The 25,234-nt window shown below is 62.4% G+C and carries 26 protein-coding genes, 1 tRNA gene and 1 other RNA gene; 18 read left to right on the plus strand and 10 right to left on the minus strand.

Annotated elements, in window-relative coordinates; translation table 11 throughout:
* Positions 1 to 2: 2 nt before the first annotated feature.
* The 9 genes from BM229_RS00310 to BM229_RS00350 all read left to right on the plus strand — a co-directional run bounded on the left by BM229_RS00310 (position 3) and on the right by BM229_RS00350 (position 9,817).
* Positions 3 to 275 carry a sarcosine oxidase subunit delta gene (locus tag BM229_RS00310; RefSeq protein ID WP_093925732.1) on the plus strand — a complete coding sequence of 91 codons (273 nt, stop codon included), beginning with the start codon at positions 3 to 5 and terminating at the stop codon, positions 273 to 275.
* The gene (locus BM229_RS00315) at positions 272 to 3,208 is read left to right on the plus strand and encodes a sarcosine oxidase subunit alpha family protein (RefSeq protein WP_093925733.1); all 2,937 of its coding nucleotides are present in this window, start codon (positions 272 to 274) and stop codon (positions 3,206 to 3,208) included. Before BM229_RS00310 ends, BM229_RS00315 begins: the two co-directional genes overlap by 4 nt.
* Positions 3,201 to 3,737, plus strand: a complete 537-nt coding sequence (locus tag BM229_RS00320; RefSeq protein WP_093925734.1) for a sarcosine oxidase subunit gamma — start codon at positions 3,201 to 3,203, stop codon at positions 3,735 to 3,737. The genes BM229_RS00315 and BM229_RS00320 overlap by 8 nt, the downstream gene beginning before the upstream one ends.
* 51 nt (positions 3,738 to 3,788) lie before the next feature.
* Complete coding sequence (locus BM229_RS00325; RefSeq protein WP_208604001.1) at positions 3,789 to 4,097, plus strand: hypothetical protein; 309 nt, start codon at positions 3,789 to 3,791, stop codon at positions 4,095 to 4,097.
* Positions 4,098 to 4,211: 114 nt separating this feature from the next.
* The gene (gene dnaG / locus BM229_RS00330; protein WP_093925735.1) at positions 4,212 to 6,206 is read left to right on the plus strand and encodes a DNA primase; all 1,995 of its coding nucleotides are present in this window, start codon (positions 4,212 to 4,214) and stop codon (positions 6,204 to 6,206) included.
* Between the two features lie 136 nt (positions 6,207 to 6,342).
* A complete protein-coding gene (gene rpoD / locus BM229_RS00335; RefSeq protein WP_093927159.1) occupies positions 6,343 to 8,325 on the plus strand; it encodes an RNA polymerase sigma factor RpoD in 1,983 nt (660 codons plus the stop codon).
* Between the two features lie 104 nt (positions 8,326 to 8,429).
* Entirely contained in the window at positions 8,430 to 8,837 is a 408-nt protein-coding gene (locus BM229_RS00340) for a hypothetical protein (protein WP_093925736.1), read from the plus strand.
* 80 nt (positions 8,838 to 8,917) lie between these two features.
* Positions 8,918 to 9,397, plus strand: a complete 480-nt coding sequence (locus BM229_RS00345) for a hypothetical protein (protein WP_093925737.1) — start codon at positions 8,918 to 8,920, stop codon at positions 9,395 to 9,397.
* 3 nt (positions 9,398 to 9,400) lie between these two features.
* The gene (locus tag BM229_RS00350; protein WP_093925738.1) at positions 9,401 to 9,817 is read left to right on the plus strand and encodes a secondary thiamine-phosphate synthase enzyme YjbQ; all 417 of its coding nucleotides are present in this window, start codon (positions 9,401 to 9,403) and stop codon (positions 9,815 to 9,817) included.
* Positions 9,818 to 9,837: 20 nt separating this feature from the next.
* Here the strand turns inward: BM229_RS00350 and BM229_RS00355 are convergent, their stop codons facing one another.
* Positions 9,838 to 10,509 carry an SDR family oxidoreductase gene (locus BM229_RS00355; RefSeq protein WP_093925739.1) on the minus strand — a complete coding sequence of 224 codons (672 nt, stop codon included), beginning with the start codon at positions 10,507 to 10,509 and terminating at the stop codon, positions 9,838 to 9,840.
* 186 nt (positions 10,510 to 10,695) lie between these two features.
* Between BM229_RS00355 and nrdR the strand changes: the two genes are divergently transcribed.
* A complete protein-coding gene (gene nrdR / locus BM229_RS00360; RefSeq protein WP_067264800.1) occupies positions 10,696 to 11,163 on the plus strand; it encodes a transcriptional regulator NrdR in 468 nt (155 codons plus the stop codon).
* A 29-nt stretch (positions 11,164 to 11,192) separates the two neighbouring features.
* Positions 11,193 to 12,272 carry a bifunctional diaminohydroxyphosphoribosylaminopyrimidine deaminase/5-amino-6-(5-phosphoribosylamino)uracil reductase RibD gene (gene ribD / locus BM229_RS00365; RefSeq protein ID WP_093927160.1) on the plus strand — a complete coding sequence of 360 codons (1,080 nt, stop codon included), beginning with the start codon at positions 11,193 to 11,195 and terminating at the stop codon, positions 12,270 to 12,272.
* A gap of 3 nt (positions 12,273 to 12,275) precedes the next feature.
* Here the strand turns inward: ribD and BM229_RS00370 are convergent, their stop codons facing one another.
* From BM229_RS00370 to BM229_RS00380, 3 genes are all read right to left on the minus strand, one after another.
* Positions 12,276 to 14,201 (minus strand): capsular polysaccharide biosynthesis protein, encoded by a 1,926-nt coding sequence (locus tag BM229_RS00370; protein ID WP_244152079.1) that lies wholly within the window; start codon positions 14,199 to 14,201, stop codon positions 12,276 to 12,278.
* 108 nt (positions 14,202 to 14,309) lie between these two features.
* Complete coding sequence (locus BM229_RS00375; RefSeq protein ID WP_167360169.1) at positions 14,310 to 15,443, minus strand: polysaccharide biosynthesis/export family protein; 1,134 nt, start codon at positions 15,441 to 15,443, stop codon at positions 14,310 to 14,312.
* Between the two features lie 114 nt (positions 15,444 to 15,557).
* On the minus strand, positions 15,558 to 16,850 hold the full coding sequence (locus BM229_RS00380) for a capsule biosynthesis protein (protein WP_093925741.1): 1,293 nt from the start codon (positions 16,848 to 16,850) through the stop codon (positions 15,558 to 15,560).
* A gap of 128 nt (positions 16,851 to 16,978) precedes the next feature.
* On the opposite strand from BM229_RS00380, the gene BM229_RS00385 reads away from it, so the two are divergent.
* The 4 genes from BM229_RS00385 (at position 16,979) to nusB (ending at position 19,802) form a co-directional block, all read left to right on the plus strand.
* Positions 16,979 to 17,566, plus strand: coding sequence for a riboflavin synthase (locus BM229_RS00385; RefSeq protein ID WP_093925742.1), 588 nt, complete (start codon positions 16,979 to 16,981; stop codon positions 17,564 to 17,566).
* Positions 17,567 to 17,647: 81 nt separating this feature from the next.
* The gene (gene ribB, locus BM229_RS00390) at positions 17,648 to 18,772 is read left to right on the plus strand and encodes a 3,4-dihydroxy-2-butanone-4-phosphate synthase (protein ID WP_093925743.1); all 1,125 of its coding nucleotides are present in this window, start codon (positions 17,648 to 17,650) and stop codon (positions 18,770 to 18,772) included.
* A gap of 5 nt (positions 18,773 to 18,777) precedes the next feature.
* Positions 18,778 to 19,329: a 6,7-dimethyl-8-ribityllumazine synthase gene (locus BM229_RS00395; RefSeq protein WP_093925744.1), complete on the plus strand. Its 552-nt coding sequence runs from the start codon at positions 18,778 to 18,780 to the stop codon at positions 19,327 to 19,329.
* Positions 19,326 to 19,802, plus strand: coding sequence for a transcription antitermination factor NusB (nusB, locus tag BM229_RS00400; protein ID WP_093925745.1), 477 nt, complete (start codon positions 19,326 to 19,328; stop codon positions 19,800 to 19,802). The genes BM229_RS00395 and nusB overlap by 4 nt, the downstream gene beginning before the upstream one ends.
* A 63-nt stretch (positions 19,803 to 19,865) precedes the next feature.
* On the opposite strand, the gene ssrS is transcribed toward nusB, so the two are convergent.
* The 3 genes from ssrS to BM229_RS00415 form a co-directional block, all read right to left on the minus strand.
* A non-coding RNA gene (ssrS, locus tag BM229_RS00405) (6S RNA) lies at positions 19,866 to 20,020 on the minus strand.
* A 75-nt stretch (positions 20,021 to 20,095) separates the two neighbouring features.
* Positions 20,096 to 20,872, minus strand: coding sequence for a COG3904 family protein (locus BM229_RS00410; RefSeq protein ID WP_093925746.1), 777 nt, complete (start codon positions 20,870 to 20,872; stop codon positions 20,096 to 20,098).
* On the minus strand, positions 20,869 to 22,197 hold the full coding sequence (locus BM229_RS00415; RefSeq protein WP_093925747.1) for a hypothetical protein: 1,329 nt from the start codon (positions 22,195 to 22,197) through the stop codon (positions 20,869 to 20,871). The genes BM229_RS00410 and BM229_RS00415 overlap by 4 nt, the downstream gene beginning before the upstream one ends.
* Before the next feature lie 107 nt (positions 22,198 to 22,304).
* On the opposite strand from BM229_RS00415, the gene BM229_RS00420 reads away from it, so the two are divergent.
* The gene (locus BM229_RS00420) at positions 22,305 to 22,763 is read left to right on the plus strand and encodes an MmcB family DNA repair protein (protein WP_093925748.1); all 459 of its coding nucleotides are present in this window, start codon (positions 22,305 to 22,307) and stop codon (positions 22,761 to 22,763) included.
* Between the two features lie 12 nt (positions 22,764 to 22,775).
* Here BM229_RS00420 and BM229_RS00425 read toward each other — a convergent pair whose 3' ends face one another.
* Entirely contained in the window at positions 22,776 to 22,964 is a 189-nt protein-coding gene (locus tag BM229_RS00425) for a DUF6324 family protein (RefSeq protein WP_093925749.1), read from the minus strand.
* Between the two features lie 79 nt (positions 22,965 to 23,043).
* Between BM229_RS00425 and BM229_RS00430 the strand changes: the two genes are divergently transcribed.
* Together BM229_RS00430 and BM229_RS00435 are read left to right on the plus strand one after the other, a co-directional pair.
* Positions 23,044 to 23,526 carry a GNAT family N-acetyltransferase gene (locus BM229_RS00430; protein ID WP_093925750.1) on the plus strand — a complete coding sequence of 161 codons (483 nt, stop codon included), beginning with the start codon at positions 23,044 to 23,046 and terminating at the stop codon, positions 23,524 to 23,526.
* Positions 23,527 to 23,591: 65 nt separating this feature from the next.
* Positions 23,592 to 23,668: transfer RNA gene (locus BM229_RS00435), tRNA-His, on the plus strand.
* 114 nt (positions 23,669 to 23,782) lie between these two features.
* On the opposite strand, the gene BM229_RS00440 is transcribed toward BM229_RS00435, so the two are convergent.
* Positions 23,783 to 24,265, minus strand: coding sequence for a PaaI family thioesterase (locus BM229_RS00440; RefSeq protein ID WP_093925751.1), 483 nt, complete (start codon positions 24,263 to 24,265; stop codon positions 23,783 to 23,785).
* A gap of 80 nt (positions 24,266 to 24,345) precedes the next feature.
* On the minus strand, positions 24,346 to 25,212 hold the full coding sequence (metF, locus tag BM229_RS00445; RefSeq protein ID WP_093925752.1) for a methylenetetrahydrofolate reductase [NAD(P)H]: 867 nt from the start codon (positions 25,210 to 25,212) through the stop codon (positions 24,346 to 24,348).
* Positions 25,213 to 25,234: the final 22 nt, after the last annotated feature.

A 25,234-nucleotide genomic window follows, 5' to 3' on the forward strand; every position in this document is an offset into this window, starting at 1 on the left:
CCATGCGGATTGAATGCCCCATCTGCGGCAGCCGAGACCGGCGAGAGTTCTATTATCGCGGCGATGCCATCGCCTTGGCGCGGCCCGCGCCCGACGCCGGGGATGATGTCTGGGACGCCTACCTTCACCTGCGCGACAACCCGGCGGGAGAGACCCGCGACCTGTGGCAGCATGAGGGCGGCTGCGGCGCGTGGCTCGTCGTCACCCGCGATACGGTGACCCATGCGGTACACGCCGTGGAACTGGCATCGGATGTGAAAAGGGCCATGGCATGAGGATCGCAGGGCGCGGATTGGTCAACCGGGACAAGCCGGTCAGCTTCACCTTCGACGGGCGGCGCTATGATGGCTTTGCGGGCGATACGGTCGCCTCGGCCATGCTGGCGAACGGGCAGCGGCTGATGGGGCGGTCGTTCAAATACCACCGGCCGCGCGGGGTGCTGAGCGCGGGCAGCGAAGAGCCGAACGCGCTGGTGACCACCGGCGTTGGCCCCGCGTCAGAGCCCAACGTTCGCGCCACCATGCAGGAGATTTACGAAGGGCTGGCGGTGCGCAGCCAGAACGCTTGGCCGAGCCTCGATCTCGACCTCATGGCGGTGAACGATCTGGCGTCGCCGTTCCTCGGGGCGGGGTTCTACTACAAGACCTTCATGTGGCCGCGCAAATTCTGGAAGCACGTTTATGAGCCGGTGATCCGCCGTGCCGCGGGGCTCGGGCGATTGAGCGGCGGGCCCAATGCCGACGCCTATGAGAAAGCCTATGCCTTTTGCGATCTCTTGGTGATCGGCGCAGGCCCGGCGGGCCTGATGGCGGCGCTGGTGGCGGCGCGGGCGGGGGCGGATGTGATTCTCGCCGGCGAAGATGCGCTGATGGGCGGGCGGCTGAATGCCGAGAACGAGCACGTCGATGGCCAGCCGGGCCATGCATGGGCGGCGGGCGTGGTGGCGGAACTGGCGACGATGGACAATGTGCGGCTGATGCCCCGCACGACGGTCACCGGCGTCTATGACGGCGGCATGTTCAGTGCGTTGGAACGGGTCAACCAACACCGCGCGCGGCGGGGCGAAGGCGCGCCGCTGGAGTGTTTTTGGCGCATCGCGGCCAAGCAATCCATCCTCGCGGCAGGCGCGTTGGAGCGCCCGGTGGCATTCGCCAATAACGACCGCCCCGGCATCATGACCGCGGGTGCGGTGCGGGCCTATCTCACCCGCTGGGGCGTGGCACCGGGCAAGCAGGTCGCGGTTTTTGGCAACAACGACGACGCGCACCGCACCGCGCGCGACCTGGCGGCAGCAGGTGTGCATGTCGCCGCGGTGATCGACAGCCGCGAGGGGGTCAGCATGGAAGGCGCGGATTTCCCGGTACTGCGCGGTGCCGTGGTCTGCAACGCTTCGGGCCGCAAGGAATTGGAGTCCGTGACCATCCGCACAGCGGGCGGAGAGCACAAGATACAGGCCGACTGTCTGGCCATGTCGGGCGGTTGGAATCCTTCGTTGCATCTGACCTGCCATCTGGGTGGGCGACCGACGTGGGAGCCCGATATCCACGCCTTTGTCCCGACCCCCGGCGCGGTGCCGGGGATGCATGTGGCGGGGGCCTGCAACGGAACTTTCTCGACCCACGGCTGCCTTGCGGCGGGTGTAGCAGCGGCAGAGAATGCGCTGGAGGCCTTGGGCCGCAAGCCAGAGCCCATGGACCTGCCGCAGGCCGATGACGCGCCCTACAATCTCAAGCCCCTCTGGTCAGTGCCGGGCAAGGGCCGCGCGTGGCTGGATTTCCAGAACGATGTCTGCGTGAAAGACGTGCAGCAGGCGGCGGCAGAGAACTTCCGCTCTGCTGAGCATATGAAGCGCTACACGACCCAAGGCATGGCACCCGATCAGGGCAAAAACTCCAACGTAGCGGCGCTGGCAGTTCTGGCCGATGCCACGGGGCGCGGCATCGCCGAGACGGGCACGACCACCTTCCGCCCGCCCTATACGCCGGTCGCCATCGCGGCCATGGGCGCGGGCGGGCAGGGCAAGGGCTTTGCGCCCGAGCGGCTGACCACCAGCCATGCCGCCAGCCTTGCCATGGGTGCACCGATGGTCGAGGCGGGGCTGTGGTATCGCCCCAGCTATTTCCCACGCGGGCAGGAACGCAACTGGCGGCAGTCTTGTGACCGAGAGGTCGGTTTTGTGCGCAAGACGGTTGGGGTCTGCGATGTCTCGACCTTGGGCAAAATCGACATTCAGGGGCCGGATTCGGCCAAGCTGCTCGATCTGGTTTATACGAATAAGTTCAGCACCTTGAAGGTCGGCAAAGTGCGCTATGGTTTGATGCTGCGCGAGGATGGTTTCGTCATGGACGATGGCACCTGCGCGCGGTTGGGGGAGACGCATTACCTGATGACCACCACCACCGGCGCTGCCGGTGAGGTGATGCGCCATCTGGAATTCGTGACGCAATGTCTGCATCCCGAATGGCAAGTGCATCTGACCTCGGTCACCGAACAATGGGCGCAATTTGCCGTGGCAGGGCCGAAGTCTCGTGAATTGTTGAACGGGCTGCTGGAGCAGCCAATCGACAATGACAGCTTTCCCTTCATGGCCTGCGGTAGCGAGCGGCTCGGCGGTGTCGCGGCGCGGCTGTTCCGCATCTCTTTCTCGGGCGAACATGCCTATGAGATCACCGTGCCCGCGCGCTATGGCGCGGCGCTGTTCGATCTGCTGGTCGCGCGGGCCGAGGCGCTAGAGGGCGGCGCCTATGGGATGGAGGCGCTCAACGTGTTGCGGTTGGAAAAGGGCCATATCACACACGCGGAGATCGACGGCCGCGCCACGGCGGGCGACATCGGCATGGAACGGATGGTGTCGGACGCAAAGGACTGTATTGGCAAAACCATGTCGGAACGTCCCGGCCTGCGCGATCCGGAGCGGGGGCAATTGGTGGGGCTACGGCCCGTAGGCGCGGTGAAACAACTCACTGCAGGGGCGTTTTTGTTTGAGGCGGGGGCCGAGGCGCGCCGCGAGAATGCGCAGGGGTATACAACCTCTGTCGGCTTTTCGCCGGATATCGGCACCTTTATCGGGCTGGCCTTTGTCATGCGGGGCCGTCAGCGGCACGGAGAGGTGATGCGCATGGTCGATCATCTGCGCGAAATCGAGGCGGAGGTGGAGATCTGCGCCCCGGTCTTTGTGGACCCGGAAGGAGGGCGCGCCCGTGGTTGAATTGAAAGCGCAAACGCCGTTCGGCGAGCTGCTCCCGCTGCACATCGGTGACATGACGGTGGCGGCCCGTGATCTGGGCCAGTTGACCGTGCTGGGCGTGTTTGATCGGGCGGGCCTCTCCAAAGCGCTTGAGGCGGCCCATGGGGTTGCACTGCCAGAGCCACTTCAGAGCACCGCTGAGGGCGATGCCCAATGCCTGTGGTTTGGCCGGGAAGAGGCGCTGCTTGTCGGGCCTACGCCGGATGAGGCCCTTGCGAAACATGCAGCCCTTGTCGATGTCTCGGACGGATGGGCGGTGGCGGAGTTGCAGGGACCGGGGGCCGAAGACGTCTTGGCGCGTTTGGCCCCGGTGGACCTGCGCGACAGCGTCTTCGAACCCGGCGATATTCTGCGCAGCCAATTGCGCGACATGCCCGCCTCGATCACCCGCACTGAGACCGGGTTTCTGCTGCTGGTCTATCGGTCCATGGCCGCCACTTTGGTGCAGGAATTGCGCCGCGCTATGGAAGCGGTGGCATCGCGGCGCTAGGTTGTCCGGCGGGGGCCCGAATCCCCGTTTGGCAAACAACGGAGCATAGACATGAACAGAACGATTTTCGCCGCATTGGCCGCGATGAGCATGGCGGTCTCGGGCCCGGCGCTGGCGGCCTCGAAAAAAGAAGACAGCTGTATGCATCAGGCCGCCGTGGTCGCCGCCGTGCAGCAGGCGCGGCTTGACCGGGTGAAGGAACGCGAAGTGCCCGCCGCCGTGAAGGCCCAAGCGACATGGCCCGAAAGCTTTAACACCGCGATCCCGCTGGTGACCCCTTGGGTTTATGAGATGAAAATGCGCGATGTGAAAAACAACGATCTTTCCGCTGCATGGAAAGAAATGTGCCTCGCGCAGTAAGCTAACAAACTCCATGCTGGGCAGGGGCGCTGCCCGGCATGGAGGGGCACTTTGCTGCCCGTGGCTGACCTGCCTCCTCTGGACTCTGATCCGCCCCGCCCGGTATATGAAGTCATGAGCCTGCCCCCTGGATTTTTGGAAGAACTGCGTGACCGCGCCAGCCTGTCTCAGGTGGTGGGGCGTAAGGTCATATGGGACAACCGAAAGTCCAATCAGGGCAAAGGCGACATGTGGGCGCCGTGCCCCTTCCATCAGGAAAAATCCGCCAGCTTTCACGTCGATGACCGCAAAGGGTTCTACTACTGCTTTGGTTGCCACGCGAAGGGGGATGCGATCTCTTTCGTGCGCGAGACCGAGAATGTGAGCTTTATGGAGGCGGTGGAGATCATCGCCCGCGAAGTCGGCATGCCGGTGCCCAAGCAAGACCCCCGTGCGCAGGCCAAGGCCGACAAGCGTACCCAACTGGCCGAGGTGATGGAGCAAGCGGTGCAGTGGTTCCGCCTGCAATTGCGCACCGGGGCTGCGGGGGCGGCGCGGGACTATCTGGCCAAGCGCGGCCTCTCGGAACAGGCGCAGGCGCATTGGGAGATTGGCTTTGCGCCGAACAGTTGGCAGGGGCTTTGGGATGCGCTCAAATCCAAGGGCGTCGCGGATGAGTTGATCCTTGCTGCGGGGCTGGCGAAACCCTCGTCCAAGGGCGGCAAGCCCTATGACACTTTCCGCGGGCGCATCATGTTCCCGATCCGCGATGCGCGGGGGCGGGCGATCGCTTTTGGCGGTCGCGCGATGGACCCGGAGGATAAGGCGAAATACCTCAACTCGCCTGAGACCGAACTCTTCGACAAGGGCCGCAGCCTTTACAACGTGAAAGACGCCCGCGCCGCCGCCGGTCGGGGTCAGCCGCTGATCGTCGCCGAAGGCTATATGGATGTGATTGCCCTGCACGGGGCGGGGTTTGAAGGCGCCGTGGCCCCGCTTGGCACCGCGATTACCGAAAACCAGTTGCAGATGCTCTGGCGGATCGCGCCCGAGCCGATTATCACGCTGGACGGCGATGCGGCGGGCCAGCGCGCGGCGCTTCGATTGATCGATCTGGCCCTGCCGCTGTTGGAGGCCGGGCAAAGCCTGCGTTTCGCGGTGATGCCCGAGGGGCAGGATCCCGACGATCTGCTGCGCGCGCAGGGGGCGGGGGCCTTGCAAAAACTCTTGGACAACGCCCTACCCATGGTGCGCCTGCTGTGGCAGCGCGAGACCGAGGGCAAGGTTTTCGACAGCCCCGAACGCAAGGCCGCGCTGGACAAAAGCCTGCGCGAAAAGATCAAGCTGATCCGCGACCCGTCGATCCGCAGCCACTACGGGCAAGAGATCAAAGACCTGCGGTGGGACCTGTTTCGCCCGCAAAAGAAACGCCCTGATTTCCGTCCCGTCGGGGGCAAAGGGCCGGGCAAGGGCAAAGGCGGCAAGGGCAGCCCATGGGGTGCCCCGCTGGCCCCATTGGCCAGCACCAAAGCCTCGGCCCTCGTGGCGATGAGCGATGAGCAGGTGGGCATGCATCTGCGCGAGGCGGTAATCCTCGTCGCCCTCGTGGACTGCCCTCAGATGATCGAAACCTTCGAGACCGGGTTGGAGGGGATGGGCTGCGCGGACCCCGACCATGCGCGGCTGCGCGACCTGCTGCTGCGCTTTGGCCATGCCGGTGAAGATGTGCTGCGCGAAGAGATTTCCTATTCCCTCGGCTGGGAGACACTTGAAAACATGAAGGGGCAACGCCACGTTGCGATCACGCCCTGCATCCGCAATCCCGGCAATGTCGAAATGACCCGGCTGACCGTGGCGGAGGAACTGGCCAAACTGGACGCTGCCCGCGGGCTGAACGAGGAAATTGCAGAAGCCGTAGAAGACCTAAGCGGCCCGGCAGACGAGGGGGTCACTTGGCGTCTGAGCGAAGCAGCCCGCGCCGCCGACATGGCCCGGCGCAGCGCACAAGAAGACAACAACGGTGAATTTGACGTTGGCGACAACGGCATGACCATGGACCGCGATGAGCGCAGTGCACTGGATGCGCTGCTCGGAACGATTAAATATGAGAAGTCGAAGGGTCGCGGATGAGGCATCAGCGTGGCCCATTTGCAGGACTTTTTGAAAATGCTGGGCAACGGGTTTAAGAATCACCAATAACCCCGCATGATTCGGAAAACCGAATCGTCTGCGGATGATTCGCGCTGACGCGCTGAAGGAGCATGAGATGGCTGCCAAAGATACGAATGACGACGCAAAGAGCAACGATTCAGAGGCTGGCCACTCGCTCGATATGAGCCAAGCCGCCGTGAAAAAGATGATCGGTGAGGCCCGCGAAAAGGGCTATATCACCTACGATCAGCTGAACACGGTGCTGCCGCCCGATCAGGTCAGCTCGGAACAGATCGAAGACGTGATGTCGATGCTCTCGGAAATGGGCATCAACATCATCGAGGATGAGGAAGCCGAAGAGGAAGAGAACAAAGGCTCGACCGAAATCGCGACGACTGAATCCAACCGCGATGTGGCGCTGTCTTCGGGTACCTCTGAGAAACTTGACCGTACCGACGACCCGGTGCGCATGTACCTGCGCGAGATGGGCAGTGTTGAGTTGCTCAGCCGTGAGGGCGAGATCGCCATCGCCAAGCGGATCGAGGCTGGCCGCAACACGATGATTGCCGGGCTGTGCGAAAGCCCGCTGACGTTTCAGGCGATCACCATCTGGCGCGACGAGCTTTTGTCCGAAGACATTCTGCTGCGTGACGTGATCGACCTTGAAGCGACATTTGGTACGCAGATGGGCGATGAGGAAGAGACCACACCCGTCGTCGCCCCCACCGCTGGGAGCGAAACCAAGAGCGAAGACTCGAAACCCGAGTACGACGCTGACGGTAATCCGATCTCTTCCGACGATGACGACGATGAGGACGAACAGGCCAACATGAGCCTCGCGGCCATGGAAGCGGCACTGAAGCCTCAGGTCCTCGAAGCGCTCGACATCATCGCGGATGATTACGAAAAGCTCAGCGCGATGCAGGACAGCCGCATCTCGGCCACGTTGAACGAGGACGGCACGTTCAGCAAAGAGCAGGAAGCAACCTACCAAAAGCTGCGCTCTGAGATCGTGCTCTTGGTGAATGAGTTGCACCTGCACAACAACCGTATCGAAGCCCTGATCGATCAGCTTTACGGCATCAACCGCCGCATCATGCAGATCGACAGCGCGATGGTGAAACTCGCCGACCAAGCGCGCATCAACCGCAAGGAATTCGTCGACAACTACCGCGGCTACGAGCTTGATCCCAATTGGATGGAGCGGATGGCCGAAAAGTCCGGTCGCGGTTGGCAGATGTTTATCGAACGCTCATCTGACAAAGTGGATGAGCTACGCGCCGACATGGCGCAGGTTGGTCAGTACGTCGGTCTCGACATCTCTGAATTCCGCCGCATCGTGCAGCAGGTTCAGAAGGGCGAGAAAGAAGCCCGTCAGGCCAAGAAGGAAATGGTCGAGGCGAACCTGCGCCTCGTCATCTCCATCGCCAAGAAGTACACGAACCGCGGCCTGCAATTCCTTGACCTTATTCAGGAAGGCAACATCGGCCTGATGAAGGCCGTGGACAAGTTCGAATACCGCCGCGGCTATAAATTCTCGACCTACGCGACATGGTGGATCCGTCAGGCGATCACCCGTTCCATCGCCGACCAAGCGCGCACCATCCGTATTCCGGTGCATATGATCGAGACGATCAACAAGCTGGTCCGTACCGGTCGCCAGATGCTGCACGAAATCGGCCGCGAGCCGACGCCAGAGGAACTGGCCGAGAAGCTGCAAATGCCGCTCGAAAAGGTCCGCAAGGTGATGAAAATCGCCAAAGAGCCGATTTCTCTCGAAACGCCAATCGGCGACGAGGAAGACAGCCAACTGGGCGACTTCATCGAGGATAAGAACGCAGTTCTGCCGCTGGATTCCGCCATTCAGGAAAACCTGAAGGAAACCACCACCCGCGTGCTGTCCTCGCTCACCCCACGCGAGGAGCGTGTCCTGCGGATGCGGTTCGGCATCGGCATGAACACCGACCACACGCTCGAAGAGGTTGGTCAGCAGTTTTCGGTGACCCGCGAACGTATTCGTCAGATCGAAGCCAAGGCGCTTCGCAAGCTGAAACATCCCAGCAGGTCACGCAAACTACGCTCCTTCTTGGATCAATAAGACAACGCGCGGCCCCAGTGGCCGCGCATTCTTTTGTTGGGTGGTCTTTGACCTGCTCCGCGAGACGCTTACATCTAGGGGATACCGTCGAAAGGATCCCTCCGATGCGCAAAATCGCTCTCACGCTTATATGTCTGCTACCGCTGCAAGCCGCCGCGCAGGCTTACCGTGCCGAGAACTGGCTGACTGTCGTGCCGCTTACGTCGCGCGACTTTGAGGTGATCGAAGACCGCGGCGCAGGCGCGCGGCAACTATGGTGCGCAGCAGCGGATTTTGCAGAGAACGTCCTTGGTCTGCCAAAGGACGAACGGCTTTTCATTAAAACTCCGCGTGGCCCTTCGGTAAGTGGTGTGGGCCGTATCGGTGTCGTTTTTACCACCGACCCAGAGCGGGTGAGCGGCGACACGGGGCAATCCTATTCCGTCACCGTGCGCCGCGCCGGGGAGAACTTGCCAAGCCACCACGCGCGGCAGTTCTGCCTAGACCGGCTGATTGAGCTAGAGGATTTCTGAGAGGGAGCTGCCCTTTTGGCCGTTGTCACCGCCACGGGTTCGGGCCTAACCTGCGGGCAAATCAGCAGCGGATTGATCTTATGCGCCTATTCTATGCCACTGCCATATGCGCCGTTACGGCCAGCCAAGCGCTGGCCCTTTGCGCGCCTGAAAGTACCATTGTCCTAAGTTGTACAACCAACGGCGGGACAGATCATCTGGATGTATGCATCAGCGGGGATAGCGTCACTTATCGCTACGGTCCCGAAAGTGCGCCGGACCTCACACTGACGACGACAGTGGCGCGGCTAGAACACCAACCATGGCCGGGTATCGGCCGCGCGATTTGGGAGGCGGCGACCTTTCGCAATGGTGCGTTTTCTTATGAGGTCTACAGTTCCTACGACAAATTCGATCAGATCAGCGATGGCGGCGTGACAGTCTATCAGCAAGACAATGAAGTTGCCTCTCTCGCCTGCGATGCGGGCTCAGTGAAATTGGGGCTTTTTGCGGTCGGCGATGCGAAAGAGGCGGCGGGCCAATGCTGGGATCCTGAGGCACAGATTTGGGGGCAGTGCTAACGCATGCAGACGGATTTTTCTATCCAAACGCGCGGTCAGGCGCTTTATGAGTTTACCGATGACGTTGGCCGCTGGCTTGCAGGACAGGGGGATGGGTTGTTGACGCTGCTGGTGCGCCACACTTCCGCATCGCTACTGATACAGGAAAACGCCGATCCGGACGTGCAGCGCGATTTGCTGGCGTATTTCGCTCGACTTGTGCCGCCGACCAGTGATCCTCAGATGTCCTATTTGACCCATGTTTTGGAGGGGCCAGACGACATGCCCGCACATATTAAATCCGCCATGCTGCCGGTCAGTCTTAGCATTCCGGTCATGCACGGGCGCATGATGTTGGGCACTTGGCAGGGCATTTACCTCTTTGAGCACCGCGACGCGCCGCATCAACGGCAGGTCGCGGCGCATTTTCGGCCTGACTAACCGCCAGGCCGGTGCGTGCGTTAATCCGTGGGCATCAGATGGATTTCGCGGATCGATGCGCGCGCGGGGGCCTCTAACGCGTGCATGACCGCTGCAGCCACGTCTTCGGGGTGCAGCTTTTCCGGCTTGGCCTCGTCAAAGAACGCGGTATCGACCATGCCGGGGGACACAACCATGCAGCGCCCGCCCCATTCGGCCATCTCTTCGGCCAGATTGCCTGCGAAGCCGTGGATGAACCATTTGGTGGCGCCGTAGATCGACCCTTGAATATGCACACGCCCGGCGGCGGAGCCGGTGACGACATATTGCCCCGTAGACTTGCGCAGATGTGGCATGGCGGCATGGGCGGTATAGAGGGCGCCCATGATATTGAGGTCGACCATTGCCTTCCAATCCTGCGGATCGCCGTTCTCTGTGCCCGCAGGGCTGGTGCCGCGCCCGGCATTGGCAAAGGCGGCATCGACCCCGCCAAAGTGATCGGTCAGCTTGTCGAGCGCCTGTTTCTGCGCGTCGTAGTCCGTGGCATCGCCCACAAGCACCAGCGCTTGATCGCCAATCTCGGCGGCAAGGTCTTTCAACCTGTCTTCGCTGCGGGCGAAAAGGCCGATGTTCCAACCTGCTTTGGCGGCGGCACGGGCAGTGGCTGCGCCGATCCCGCTGGAGGCGCCGGTGAGGAAAAGTGTCTTGGTCATGAAGTGCTCCGTTTATACTCTTCACAGATCAACGCGGGGGCAGAGCGTTGGGTCCATGACACATTTTTGAACGCAACATCTAGCTGTGGAAATCTTCTCTACCCAAAACCCTGCGGCTCCCCTATAAGTTTTGACAAGAGGGCCGCGCGCCCCACAAGTGAGGCAGGATGAAGAGGGGGACGGCCCATGCGCTGCCCGTTTTGCGGAAATATCGACACCCAAGTGAAAGACAGCCGCCCGGCCGAGGATCACGTCTCGATCCGGCGCAGACGGTTCTGCCCGGCTTGCGGGGGTCGCTTCACCACCTATGAACGGGTGCAACTGCGCGATCTTGTGGTGATCAAAACCTCTGGCAAGCGCGAGGACTTTGACCGCGACAAGCTGGAACGCTCGATCCGCATCTCCATGCAAAAACGCCCCATTGATCCGGAACGTATCGATCAGATGATTTCCGGCATCGTGCGCCGATTGGAAAGCATGGGCGAGACCGACATCAGCTCGAAACATATCGGTGAGATCGTGATGGAAGCGCTCGCCCGGATCGACACCGTGGCCTACGTGCGTTTCGCCTCTGTTTACAAGAATTTCCAAGCAGCGGATGATTTCGACAAATTCGTTCAAGAACTGCGCCCCGACGCCCTTCCCGAAGAGTGACGGACGATAGAGTGAGCGACGCGCGGTTCATGGCGCTGGCGCTGTCCTTGGGGCGGCGCGGGCAGGGCAATGTTTGGCCCAATCCGGCGGTCGGCTGTGTGATCACCCAAGGCTCCCGCATCGTTGGGCGCGGGTGGACACAGCCCGGCGGGCGGCCCCATGCAGAGCCGCAGGCGCTGGCGCAGGCCGGTGAGGCCGCGCGGAGGGCGACGGTTTACGTCACGCTTGAGCCTTGCTCTCACCATGGCAAAACACCTCCCTGTGCACAGGCATTGATTGATGCGGGTGTCGCGCGGGTGGTGATCGCCACACAGGACGATGACGCGCGGGTCAACGGTCGCGGCATTGCGATGCTCCGCACAGCGGGAATTGAGGTTGAGGTCGGGGTGCGCGAGTCTGAGGCCCGCGCCGATCATGCCGGGTTCTTCTGCCGCACTGATCTGGGCCGCCCGATGCTGACGCTGAAGCTCGCCAATTCTTTTGACGGGCGCATTGCCACAGGCACTGGGGAAAGCCAATGGATCACCGACGCCCCGGCGCGGCGGCTGACCCATGCCATGCGTAGCCGTCACGACGCGGTGATGGTTGGCGCGGGCACGGCGCGTAAGGATGACCCAAGCCTTACGGTACGGGGCTTGGGCGTGGCACATCAACCGGCCCGCGTTGTGGTTTCACGCAGGCTTGACCTGCCGTTGATGGGGCAGTTGGCGCGGACGGCTTCTGATATTCCTTTGATCCTCTGCCATGGTAGCGACGCTGATCCGGCGCTTGTGCGCACGTGGTCCGACCTCGGCGCAACTTTGCTGCCCTGCGCGGCACGGGGCGCGCAGTTGGACCCTGTGGATGTATTGCGCCAGTTGGCCACCCATGGGCTGACGCGGATTTTCTGCGAAGGCGGCAGCGCCTTGGCGGCGTCTTTGATCGAGGCCGATCTGGTGGACCGTTTGGTAGGCTTTACTGCCGGGCTGCTGATCGGGGCCGAGGGGCTGCCGGGGATCGGCGCGCTTGGCCTGTCGCGCTTGGCCGAAGCACCGCGTTTCGCGCTGCAATCGAGCCAGCAGATCGGACCGGACCTGCTGCATGTCTGGCGGCGCAACGCTCCGGCCTAATCGCTACCGCCGCCAAAGATGGCTCTGGCTGGCAAAGACCCCTTGGAGTTTCGACAGCAGCCGATTGCCCAGCCCTGCGCGGGGCATATGCCCGGTGGCGAGCCGTTCGACCACGACTTCGACCGGACAAGGCTGGCCGCTGACAGGATCACGGTAGCGCGGGTAGTCGATGAGCGCGGCATGTACCAACCCCTCCAGCGTAACACGCGCGCGGCGGCGCGGCGGCACGTCGCCGTGGTCTTCGGTCAGGCCCCAACCTGCGTAGAAGGGCGCGCCCAAGGTAACGACCGGCACGCGGCGCAGGAGGGCTTCGAACCCCAGAAGCGAGGTCATGGTCCAGACCGCGTCGACTTGGCTCAGCAGGGCCATCGGGTCGGCGTGGTGGAGGATAAGATCGGCCTGTCCTGCATCGGTCGCACCTTTGCGCAGCCCAGCTTCGACATCGGGGTGGGGTTTATAGAGGATCACCGCATCAGGGTTGGCGGCGCGGGCGGCGGCGAGCAAAGCCGCGTTGGTGCGCACCCCGCTTGTGCCCGTAAGGATCGAGGCGTCATCCTCCACCTGACCCGGCACCAGAATGCGGCGGCCCTGCGGCAGGTCGGGCGCGGCCCCGCCGAGGTTGTATTTGCTCAGGCCCGCCCCGGTGAGCGTTTCAATCAGGGCGCAGGCGCGGGCATGTTGGTCAGGGCGTAGGTCAGCGCGCTTTTCGATCCATTTTTCCAACCGGCTCGGCCCTTCGGGATCGTAGTAGATTCCCAGATCATCGCAGACCAATGACAAAGGCGGCACCAGTTCGGCGCCAAGGCCACGTGAGCGCAGAAACCCATCCTCCACCTGCAGGGCACCCGTTGGCGCGGTGTCAGCCTTGCTGGCCCAGACCATGGCGCGGCGGGGGGGCGCAGGCACCTCAGGCCGGCCTTTACGAAAGCGGATTGGGGTCGGCTGGCCGAAGAACTGCTGCAATGGGCGACGCTTCCACAGGCGCATGCCCCAAGCGTCCCAGCCGGTATGATCCTCACGCCATGCGCGGGCCTGCGCGGCGAGGGAGGTAACGGCGGTTTCAAAGCTGCCGAGCCGGTCGCGATAGGGATCGTACCATGCGGGATAAAGGATCATCGCCGCTGCAAAAAGCTGCGCACGGGTGAGGCGGCGCTGGCGGCGTTGGACGGGGAATTCATCCTCCGTCAGACCCCATCCAGCGTAGAAAGGCTGGCCAAAGACGCGCGGCCTGTGCCCGGCAAAAATCGCCTCGAACCCCATTTGCGAGGAAACGGTATAGACGCCAACCGCCCCTTCGAACAGCGTCCAAGGGCTGACCGGATCGGTCAGCAGGGTGATGCGGTCGTTAGTGTCCTCGGGGCCGAAATGGCCGGGACGATATCCCTGTGCCGTTTCGGGATGGCTCTTGATGATGACCCGCGCGCCGGGGTGTTCTTCTTGCGCGAAAACGAGCATCTCCAGAAACCGCCCGCGATCCGCGCCTGAGGCAGTCACGGAGGCATCGCCGCGCGTCTGGTCGATCACAAGCACATAGCCGGGATCGGGCGTAGGCGTGTCCGCGTCAAAACCTGCATATTTGGTCAGATGCGCTTCGGCCAACTGCGCCATGCCGCCCCGTGCGCGGTCGAGAAGTGCGGTGTCGTCGAGCGGGTGATGGGCAAGAAGCTTTTCAAGGTCCGAGGGCTGGGCAGGGTCGAAATGCGCGCCCCGGCTGTCGATCAACAGGCCCAAGGGCGGCTCTCCAGCGCGACCGGGGTGGAGGGAGCGCAGCCAAGCGTCCTCGACCCGGATCACCGGCACATCGCGCTTTGCCGCCACGGCCAGCCCACGGTGCGCGGTGGGGGAGTTGCCCCAGACTGCCACGGCATCGCCGGGGCCGGGCAGGCCAAGCCGCAGGGAATGGCCGGACAACTGCAAAATGCGCCGCATCCGGCGCTGCGTCAGAAACCCCCCGTTATATACGAAAAGCCGCCGGCTCCTTTCGGGACCGGCGGCGGGAGAGAAATATGGGTCAGCTTCAAAGGCCACCGGCGTGGATCAGCCGCTGGTGAGCGATGTGATGCTGTCTGCCGACCCTGCGGTGCCAGTGATGGCCGAGATCACCTTGCTCCACTGGGTGAAGGGCGCCTCAGTGACATAGATCGTGTCACCATCGCGGATCACGAAGTCACGGGCCATAAACATGCCGTTGGGCTTGGTCAGATCGGTCACATAGACCATACGCTGCGCGCCGGTTAGATCACTGCGGCCCAGCACCTGCTCGGCGACTTCCTCAGGCTCGTTGCGGAACACGAAGACGCCTGTGGGGTCGGCCGAGAGTGGGCTGAGGCCGCCCACTTGCGCGATGCCTTCCAAAAGCGAGAGGTTTTGCGACTCAAACGGCACGCGGGCCTGACCGCCGGTGGCACCGAGGGCGGTGAAAGAGCGTGTGTCTTCCTCGACCAGAATGCGGTCGCCCGGGCGCAGCGCGATGTCCAACTCAGGGTGGTCGTAGAGGTCTTGGAACCAGATTTTGCCGCGCTGGCCATTCCGGATCACGGTGACCTGCGCAATTTCGGGAATGATGGTCACACCGCCTGCGCGCGCCAACATGGCGGCCAGTGTGCGGGTGGGGCGCTCGATGGGATAGACGCCCTGCGCGCCTATGGAGCCAATGAGCGACACGGTTGAGCCATCGCCTGCCGCGCGGCGCACTTCGACCTGCGGATCGGGGGTCTGTTCGCCCAATTTCTGGGTAATGATGCGGCGGATCGCTTCGGGTGTGTTGCCAGCGGCACGGATGCGGCCCGCGTAGGGGATAAAGATAAAGCCTGCGCCATCGACCTGCACTTCTTCAAGCAGGGTGGCCGGCGCGCCTTCGACACCGAGTAGCGGGTCGTCCACGTTTTCGTAGACGGTGATGCCAAGGATATCACCCGGTTGGATCGTGTCAGAACCGACCCGGCCTGCGTTCTTGAAACTTTCCGAAAAGCCGAGTGCGGGGGCCACGGCGATGGCGCGGGTCACCCGGTCGTTCACGGCGATGACAAATGCATCCCCTTCGCGTTGAACTGAGCCTGCATAAATTTGCCGTTTGTTCGGCCCGACCTGTGGCAAACCACAAGATGAGATGACGGCCAATGCCGCCAGTGCTGCGACGGGACGCGCCCACCGGAATGTTACGGATTTCACTGCCCGGTCTCCTCGACCTGAATTATCTGCCTCGAAATCGCCAATTATCATGACGTATTACTTTGCAACTTAACGTAGCCTTTAGAAAAAATCTACAGGGGGGAATGGGTTAAGTCAGGTTACGACCCGCAACTGTTGCCGAGGGGCCGCGGTGCCTTGCTCAAGCGCATCGTAAGGGTCTTCTGCTGAGAGCATCATATCAACCACTTGGCGCAGCAACTGACGCCGCCCGCGTGCGGCATAGAAACCGCCCGGAACTTGCGAAGTTTCAAGCAGATAGCGGCGATAATCCTTATAGGCGCGGTTGTCGGGGCGGCTGGCCGTGGCAAAGAATTCGGGCAAGGGCTGGTCTGAAACGAACTCAGGCTGGGAGTAGACCGCGCTGCCAAAGACTTTAAGCGGAATGCCGCGCCAGAGCACCTGTTGCCCGGCGGTGGAGTTCACCGTGACCGCGCTGCGGGTGTCGTTCAAAAGTTGCGCAAGCTTGCCGCCACGCACGAAATGTACGCGGTCGGAAACTCCATGCGCGCGGGCCAGCCGCTTGACATCGCGCCGCACGGGCACGCGGCCGTCCTCCAGCGGATGCGCCTTGATGACGAGGTGGTGATGCTGCGGCGCGCCCTTGGCAAAGCCTTCGATCACAAGCTCTAGGAAATCGGCCATCGTGTCGAAGGGCGAATGCATCTGGAAAGAGGAATCATGCTCCAGTTGCAGCAGCGCCAGATGATAGGGAAAGCCGCCCAGCCGGATTTTTAGCGTCGCCAGAAGACGGTCAGCCGCCAGCACCGGCATCAGCAGCAGGCGCTTGAGGTAGAGGCGGAATTCCTTCGTCACCGGCAGGCAGCGGTGGGGTTTGAAATTGCGGTAGTCGCCGTTTCGGAACATCACGAACCAATGGTAGAGTGCGCCGTAAAAGATATGGTGCCGCATGTCGCCCCAGTGGCCGGGGGGCAGGGGAGCTTCCATGTCCGAGCGGGCGAGGGCAGCCTGCATTTGGGGAATGGTCATCTCCATCAGGCGCGAGTTGCCGTTTGAGCCGCCGCGCTCATAGGTGACCCAATAGGGCCGCATATAGCCTTCCTCGAAAACATGCACGGTGATGCCCCGGCGCTTGGCCTCGGCCACCGCTTCGGCGTGGATGGGGCGTGTGTCGCCGTAAAGCACGATGTCGGTGACCTGCTTTTCGTCCAGCAGGGTCGCAAAAGTCTGCGGCCAATCCTCAACCGTGCCGCGATAGGGGATGTAGGTCGACGGATGAAACCAAAAGGCCCGGTCGCCCGCGTTGAAGCCCACGCGCCAGACCTCAGCGCCCGCCCGGCGCAGCATCTTGCCCAGACTGTTGAAGAAAGGCCCATGCGGGCCTTGCAGGAACAGGAAGGTGCGGGTGGGGGCGGCGGTCACGATCATACAGGTCCTAAAACGGCGTGGTTTACCCTTAACCATCATATAAAAGGGGCGACAATGTGGCGTCGCCCGCTCTTGCCTGTGGCGGTGCGCGGGTTTACCACTGCGCCAAACTGCAAAGGAGCCTACCCATGTTCACCGGCATTATCACAGACGTTGGCACCGTGACCAAGCTGGAGCAGGAAGGCGACCTGCGCGCGCGCATCCAAACGGGCTATGACACCAGTGGCATCGACATGGGCGCCTCCATCGCCAGCGACGGGGTCTGCCTGACGGTCGTGGGGCTGGGCGATGATTGGTACGAGGTGCAGATCAGTGCCGAAACGGTGGCCAAGACCAACCTTGGCCAGCACTGGGCCGAAGGGCGGCGCGTGAACCTTGAGCGGGCGCTGAAGGTGGGCGATGAACTGGGCGGGCATATCGTCTCTGGCCATGTCGATGGCGTGGCCGAGATTATTGAGATGAAGGACGAGGGTGACAGCACCCGCGTGACGCTGCGCGCGCCAAAGGAACTCGCGCGGTTCATCGCGCAAAAGGGCTCGGTCGCGCTGAATGGCACCTCGCTCACGGTGAATGACGTCGATGGCTGCGATTTTGGCATCAATTTTATTCCGCATACCAAGGAGGTGACGACTTGGGGCGATGCGAAGGTAGGTGATCTGGTGAACCTCGAAATCGACACGCTGGCGCGTTACGTCGCGCGGCTGAACGAGATGTGACGCCGCGCCCTTCGGGACGCGCTCTGGCCAAGCGGCGCGGGTCAGGCTAAGAGCCGGGCAACAGATAGATGGAAACAGCCGATGCAATTTGACAAACCCGGACAGGTCGAGACAGGGCTGAGCGATGCGATTTCGCCGATCGAGGACATCATCGAAGACGCGCGCCAAGGCCGTATGTTCATTTTGGTGGACCATGAGGACCGCGAGAACGAAGGCGATCTGGTGATCCCGGCGCAGTTTGCCGATGCCGCCGCGATCAACTTCATGGCGACCCATGGGCGCGGGCTGATCTGTCTGCCGATGACCTCGGCCCGTGTCGATCACCTTGGTCTGCCGATGATGGCGGTGAACAACTCCTCCCGGCATGAAACGGCCTTTACCGTCAGCATCGAAGCGCGTGAGGGTGTCAGCACCGGCATCTCTGCCGCCGACCGTGCGTTGACCGTGGCGGTGGCGATTTCCGAGCAGGCTGGTTCGGCCGATATCGCCACTCCCGGTCATGTCTTCCCTCTGCGCGCCCGCGATGGTGGCGTGCTTGTACGGGCAGGGCATACCGAAGCGGCGGTCGATATTTCGCGACTTGCGGGGCTGCACCCTTCGGGCGTGATCTGCGAGATCATGAAGGACGACGGCGAAATGGCGCGTCTGCCCGATCTGGTGGAATTCGCCGCCGAACACGGGCTCAAGATCGGCACGATCAGCGATCTCATCACCTATCGCCACAAGCATGACAACCTGCTGGTGGAACGTGACAGCCGCACCGTCACCTCGGCCTATGGCGGCGACTGGCAGATGCGGGTGTTCTCCGATCAGATCACCGGCACCGATCATGTGGTGCTGACCAAGGGCGATATCTCAACCCCCGAGCCGGTGCTGATACGGACCCATGCGATCAATGCGCTAGAGGATATCCTCGGCCTCGGCCCTAGCCCGGCGGATGAATTGCCCCGCGCGATGCAGATCATCGCTGAAGAGGGCCGCGGCGCCGTGGTCCTGTTCCGCGACCCTTACCCGCGCCTCAAGCTGGACCCAGAGGATGACGACCGCCCGCGCACGATCAAACGCACCGGGCTGGGCGCGCAGATCCTGTCGTCGATGGGCCTGCATGAACTGGTCCTGCTGACCGACAATCCCGACACGCGCTATCTGGGCCTTGATGCCTATGCGCTGGAAATTGTGGGCACCCGGCCCATCACCACGGAGTAATCGCCATGGCTTCCGCCGAAGAACATACCATCCTGCCGCGCCCCAGCTTCGACGAACCGGTGAAGCTGCTGATCGTCGTCTCGCCCTATTATTCGGACATCGCGAACGGTCTGCTGACCGGTGCCAAGGCCGAGCTTGAGGCGGCGGGTGCCGCCTATGATCTCATTGAGATGCCCGGCGCGTTGGAGATTCCCACCGCCATCGGCATTTCCGACCGGGGCAGCAATTTCGACGGCTATGTCGCGCTTGGCTGTGTGATCCGCGGCGAGACCACGCATTACGAGACCGTCTGCAATGACAGCAGCCGCGCTCTGCAACTGCTTGGGCTGCAAGGGCTTTGCATCGGCAATGGCATCCTGACGGTCGAGAACAAGCAGCAGGCCGGGGTGCGCGCCGACCCTCAGGGGCAAAACAAAGGCGGTGGCGCGGCCGCTGCGGCCTTGCATCTTATCGCGCTCGCTCGTAAATGGGGCCGCCAGAGCAAGGGCATCGGGTTCAAGCCATTCGGGCAGGACACTTTGATGGCCGGCGACACGGATGGATCAAACCTCGCATGACCAGCAACGCGCTTTCGGGCAATCAGAAACGTAAGATGAAGTCGGCCTCGCGGCTCTATGCAGTGCAGGCGCTGTTCCAGATGGAGCATTCCGCGCAGACGGTCGATGTCGTGCGTCACGAATTCATCGACCACCGTTTCGGTGCCGTCTATGAGGGCGACGAGATGCAAGAGGGGGATGTGGATCACTTCTCTCGCGTGCTTGAAGATGCGGTGAACTATCAGGCGCCGATCGACCAGATGGCCAACCGCGCCATCGTCGCCAAATGGGCCATTGCCCGGATCGACCCGACACTGCGTGCGCTGTTCCGCGCCGCCGGGGCCGAGTTCCGCCATGACGACACGCCGCCGCGCGTGGTAATGAAAGAATACGTCGACGTGGCCCATGCGTTCTTCCCCGATGGGCGCGAGCCGAGCTTCGTCAACGCCGTGCTTGACCACATGGCCCGCGAAGCCCGTCCCGAAGCGTTCTAAAACCGGGAAGCGACCGGCCCAAGGGTCAGACCAATCAAATCAAATTGCAGCGAAGGGGGAGTGACGGGAACCGCACCTGCCGCTGCTGTTTTATATTCCCGAGGACCTGTATGTACAGGTGGGCGCCAGGTAACCGAACCAGGGCTCGGACAGAGCCAGCTCCCTCGGATTTGCTTAAGGCCACTGGAATGTAACGTTCACGAACAGGGCAGAACCCGTCTACCCCGATGTAGGCGGCGCAGGGGGCTGCGGCAAGGGGGCGAAGGTGGATTTCGCAAACTTCTCTGGGCCACTCAGTCTTCGGACGGAATAAAGCCGTAGCGACGCAACTCGTCGGGCAGCAGAACATAGATTTCGTCGGGCGGAGTCACCAGCGCATGCTGCATGACCAGCGGGTCGATCCCCATCTCATCAAGATAGCGCATTACCTCGCCTTGGCCGCGCTGGATATCCTCCACGGCGACAAAGGCGGGTAGGATCGTGCTTTCGCCAAAGTAATGCTGATGCACCCCGACCGAGGCGCTGTCGGGCACCGCGCGCGCCTCACCTGCGGCCAGCAGATAGGGGCAGGCGGAATAGCAGATGTCGCCGTCTCGCAGCGCGGTGTTGAACCCTTCGCGGCGCAGGTAGCGGCCCAGTTCCAGTGCGTCGCGGACCGATCCGCCGGGGGAGTTGAGGTAGATTTCCTGGGGCGCGGGGGACAGTTCGCTCAACTGCTTGACGATCCGCTCCGCATCGCCCGCCTCGATGGCCCCTTCCAACAGCGCCGCCCGCCCGCCCGAGACGGGGGTGAGCACCAGCCGGTCGGGCAGGGCGGTCTCGGGCATCGGCTGGCCGGGGTTTGGCGCGCGTTCAGGGCGGAAGCGGCGGGTCTGGTCGCCGGGGCGGATCGGCTCGGTCAATTCCGGGGCGCGCGGGCCAAAGCCCGGCAGGCGCAGCCCCGTGCCCAAGTCCCCCCAGAACAGCAGTACGGCAAGGCCCAACTGAAAGATCAAAACGCCAATCAGCACCCGCCCGACGATGGGCGGGCGGCGGGGGGCTTCCAGTTCAGCTGGAGTTTCCTCCGTCATGTGCTTTTGATCGGCGTGACATGGCCGGGGGCGTCTTCTCGCACAGCGTCATCGGGCGGAGGTGGGGCTTCGGCGGTGGAGCGTCTATGAGCCGGGCTTTCCTGCATCGCCACATCGACATCGCGCACGGCGGCAAGGGCGGCGCGCAGTTCCGCAAGGGTCAGGGTGTCTTCGACGGCCGCCCCTTCGCGGCCCGAACGGATCGCGCCTTGGGTTATGGCGAGGATCAACACCAGCACGGCGGGCAGCAGGTCAATCGCAATCGCCCCTGCCCAAGAGGGCACGAAGTTGCGCGCATAGAGGATCACCGCATCGGCGCTGGAGATCGGCGTATAGGTCGTGTCAGCGGCGGGCGGCATGGCCTGCACATCCTGTGCCGCGCGCTCCAGCGTGGCGGCGCGTTGGGCCAGCACTTCCAGAACCGAGGTGATCGTGGCGCCTTGGGCACCGCGCTGTTCTTCGTTGCTGCCATCTAACTCGGGCAGCACGACAGAGGCCGCCAGATCCTGCGCCGCGCGTTCAACCAGCGGGGCGACGGATAGCTGGCGTAGCCGGGTGATCAGCCCTGCCAGCCGCACGGCCTGTTCCGAAAACTCGACCGAGCGGGCCTCGACAGGGCCGGGTTCTACGGTAAGGGCGCGCATCCGGCTGAGGATTTGGTTTCCTTCGGCAAAGGCATCATTCACCAACGGCGTCTGGGTGGCGATTTGGGCCTCTAGGCCCGCCAGTTCCGCCGATTTCTGCCGTAGAACCCGAAACACCGCACCGCGACCGGCGAGGCCCGAAAGACTGCCTGCGGCTTCCTGTTCGCTGAGGTCTTCGAAACTTTGCCTAACGCGCGCCACGTCACGCTCAAGCCCTTGGGCGGAAAGGGCGATTTCATGGGTGCGCTCCAGCGCGCCTTGGTAGTCTTGCACGGTTTCAGCGAGGTGCTGCTCCACCGCTGCCGACCCGGCCAGTGCGGCGGCGTTGAGCCAGCTTGACATCGCGATGATCGCGACGGAGCCGAGGCCCATGGCCCCCAAAAGCCCCATCCGAGCCCGCGCGGTGCGCACAGCAGGGAAGAGCCGCAAAAGGTATGACCAAAAGACGAAGATACCCACCGAAACCGCCACGGAATAGGCGATCGCGGCAAAGGCGGACATTGCACCATTGTCGTCCAGCAGCGTTGAGACGCCAAGGTAAGTGTAGATCCCCGAGGCCACGGCCAGAACGCCAAGCGCTGTGCCCGAGAAGGTGTCGAGCCATGTCAGATGGCCCTCCAACTCACGGGCGTAACGCACACCGCGCGCCTGCGTCTCACTAATCGGTTCGCGGTCTGCCATGGAATCCCCTCGCTTTGCTTGTTCCAAGATAGGGGGCGGCAGGGAAATTACCAAACTTTCCAGTACTTCCTCTTGCGGGTGTTCACTAAATGTTCATATTTATCCCTATGATGGAGGCAGACATACAAAGGTTTCAGCCCGGCCAGCTTTTGGCGCGGGGGGTGATGCGGCATTTGGCCGATCTCGGTTTCGCCTGCGTTGAGGAATTGGTTCCGGCACGTGGCTTGCGCGTCGATGTGATGGCGCTTGGCCCTAAGGGAGAGATTTGGATCGTCGAATGTAAATCCTGCCGCGCCGATTTCATGGGCGACGCAAAATGGGAGGGCTATTTGGAATGGGCTGACCGGTTTTTCTGGGCCGTCGACAGCGATTTCCCGGTCGATCTGCTGCCAGAAGAAAGCGGCCTCATCATCGGTGACGCTTATGGCGCTGAGATTGTGCGAATGAGCGACCAGACCAAGCTTGCGCCCGCGCGGCGCAAGGTAATGGTGCAAAAGTTCGCGACCCATGCCGCCCGGCGCCTGCACAGGCTGCGCGATCCCGACATGGCGCCGAACTGGTCTTGAAGGACAGGGGGCCTAGCGGCCCTTTTTGCCCGCGCGGCTTGCAGCGGCCATGATTTCTTCCGCGATCTCGCGGGCTTCATCCGGGGTGAAATCCATCGGGATTTCCACACCGTCACCTTCAACAAAGAGACGGACCATCCCTTTGTCGGTCGGGCCGATTTGCAGGTTTGCTTCGATGTCGCGTTCGGTGTCGATGCCCATGGGAGCCTCCGGTTTGGTGGGGCTTATCGCTAGCGCGCTGCGGGTTGAAAGGCAAGCGATCTTGCGGCCATGCTGGCCTATGAAAAACAACAAGATTCGCACATTCGACCAAGGCGACCGGGATTGGCTTATTCGTCAGCATCAAGAGCATTACGCGCTTGAAGAGGGGTTCGATGACAGCTTTGGCGTACTCGTCACTCAGATCATTGATGAATTCCTGCGCGATCATGACCCCGGCTGTGAAAGGGGCTGGATCGCCCAAAAGGGGAACCAGCGGCTGGGGTCGATCTTTTGTGTGAAGTTAAACGCGCAGCGGGCAAAGCTGCGGCTCTTTCTGTTGGTTCCAGAAGCCCGAGGGCATGGGTTGGGGCAGCGAATGCTGCAAACCTGCATGAGGTTCGCCCGTGACCAAGGGTATGTAGGCATGCAACTTTGGACCCACGAATCCCACCTTGCTGCGGGTGCGCTCTATGCTCGAAGCGGTTGGGAATTGACCGATAGCCGTCCGGCGGTTTCATTCGGGAAAGCCAACGTTGAGCAGACTTGGGAAATTCTGCTCTAAAGCTGCAATTCTTCTGCGCCTGAGGTCTTGCATTCCTCTGCTACGGGCGCTAAATCCGCCCCAGTGCCGCCTTAGCTCAGTTGGTTAGAGCGCTTGATTGTGGATCAAGAGGTCCCTGGTTCGAGACCAGGAGGTGGTACCATCCCCCCCCATTTAGTTCTGGCGACGTGTGCGGTTGAGATCGTTTCCAAGCGATGCTGGCAATTCAATTGTTAGGGTGGAAAAGCGGGGCGCTTACCCCGCGTTGCCGAACGGCTTAGCCCAGCTTCATCACGATGCAGGTGGTTGAGCCTGTGGCGTAGAGCTTGCCATCCTGAACCCCGCGGATTTCCCCATGCGCGATGCCGGTGGAGCGGCCAACGTGGTCGGTGACACCGATGCAGTCGATCTCCATTCCCAATGGCAGACCGCGCAGGATGTTAATTTTGTATTCCAATGTGGTGTAGACCGATCCGCGCGGGACTTTCGTCATCACGGCGCAGGCCATCGCTGAATCAAGCAGCGTGCCGTACCAGCCGCCGTGCACCGTACCCATTGGATTGGTCATGCTAAAGCTGGGCGCGCCCCGAAAGACGATGCGGCCCTCTTCGACCGAATGCAGTGTATAGCCCATGGTTTGCCCGATGGGCGGACCGGGGTTGGTGCCGTCCAAGATCGCCTGCATGAATTCCAGCCCCGAAAGTTTCAGGGCCTCAGATTGAGATAAAAGGTCGGCAGGGCTTTGGGCGATACGGGGCATGGTCTTCTCCGGCAAATGGTTGCTGCGGAGGATACGCCCGAGGGGGGCAGGGGCAAGCCCCTGCGCACCTGTAGTTTTGCTTACGCGACGTCCGAAAGATCGACCTGCGGCGTCACGCCAATGGCACGACAGACATCGCGGGTCAGCTCGGCGCGGTTGAGCGTGTAGAAATGCAGCGCATCCACGCCTTCGTCGATCAGATCGCTGCACAGTTCGGTGCACATCGCTTGGGCCAGCAGATCGTGCCGGTCATCGCGGATCGCCGCTTCATAGGCTTGGTCGACCCATTCCGGGATTGGCGTGCCGCATTTGACGGCGAATTTGCGGGCCGAGGTCCAGTTGACCACTGGCAGGATGCCCGGTGTGATCGGCTTGTCGATCCCTGCCTTCACGCAGGCATCGCGGAACCGTAGGAAAGTCTCGGCTTCAAAGAAGAACTGGGTGAGCGCCTCATCGGCACCGGCGTCGAACTTGCGTTTCAGCCAGTCGATATTTGCCTGCTGGTCCGCCGCTTCGGGGTGCGGATCGGGATAGGCCCCGACGCGGATGGTGAATTTCCCAGTTTTGGCCAGTGCTTCGATCAACTCGCAGCTATCGGCGAAGCCTTCGGGGTGGGGCGTAAATTTGTCGGTGCCTGCCTGCGGATCGCCGCGCAGGGCGACGATGTCTTTGATGCCCGCTTCGGCGAATTTATCCGCGACTTCCATGGTTTCCGCGCGGGTGGCCCCCACGCAGGTCAAATGTCCGGCGACCGGCAAGCCGGAGGTGCGGTGCAATACATGGGCCGAATCATGGGTCAGATCGCGGGTGGTGCCGCCTGCGCCATAGGTGACCGAGAAGAAGCGCGGCGCAAGTGGGGCCAGCGCCTGAGCCGCATCCCACAGTTTGAACGCCGCGCCGACGGTGCGGGGCGGGAATACTTCGAAGGAAACAGCAGGCGTGGTCATCGAGAGATCCTTTTGGCGGTTT

It is taken from the genome of Sulfitobacter dubius, assembly GCF_900113435.1.
GTDB lineage: Bacteria > Pseudomonadota > Alphaproteobacteria > Rhodobacterales > Rhodobacteraceae > Sulfitobacter > Sulfitobacter dubius.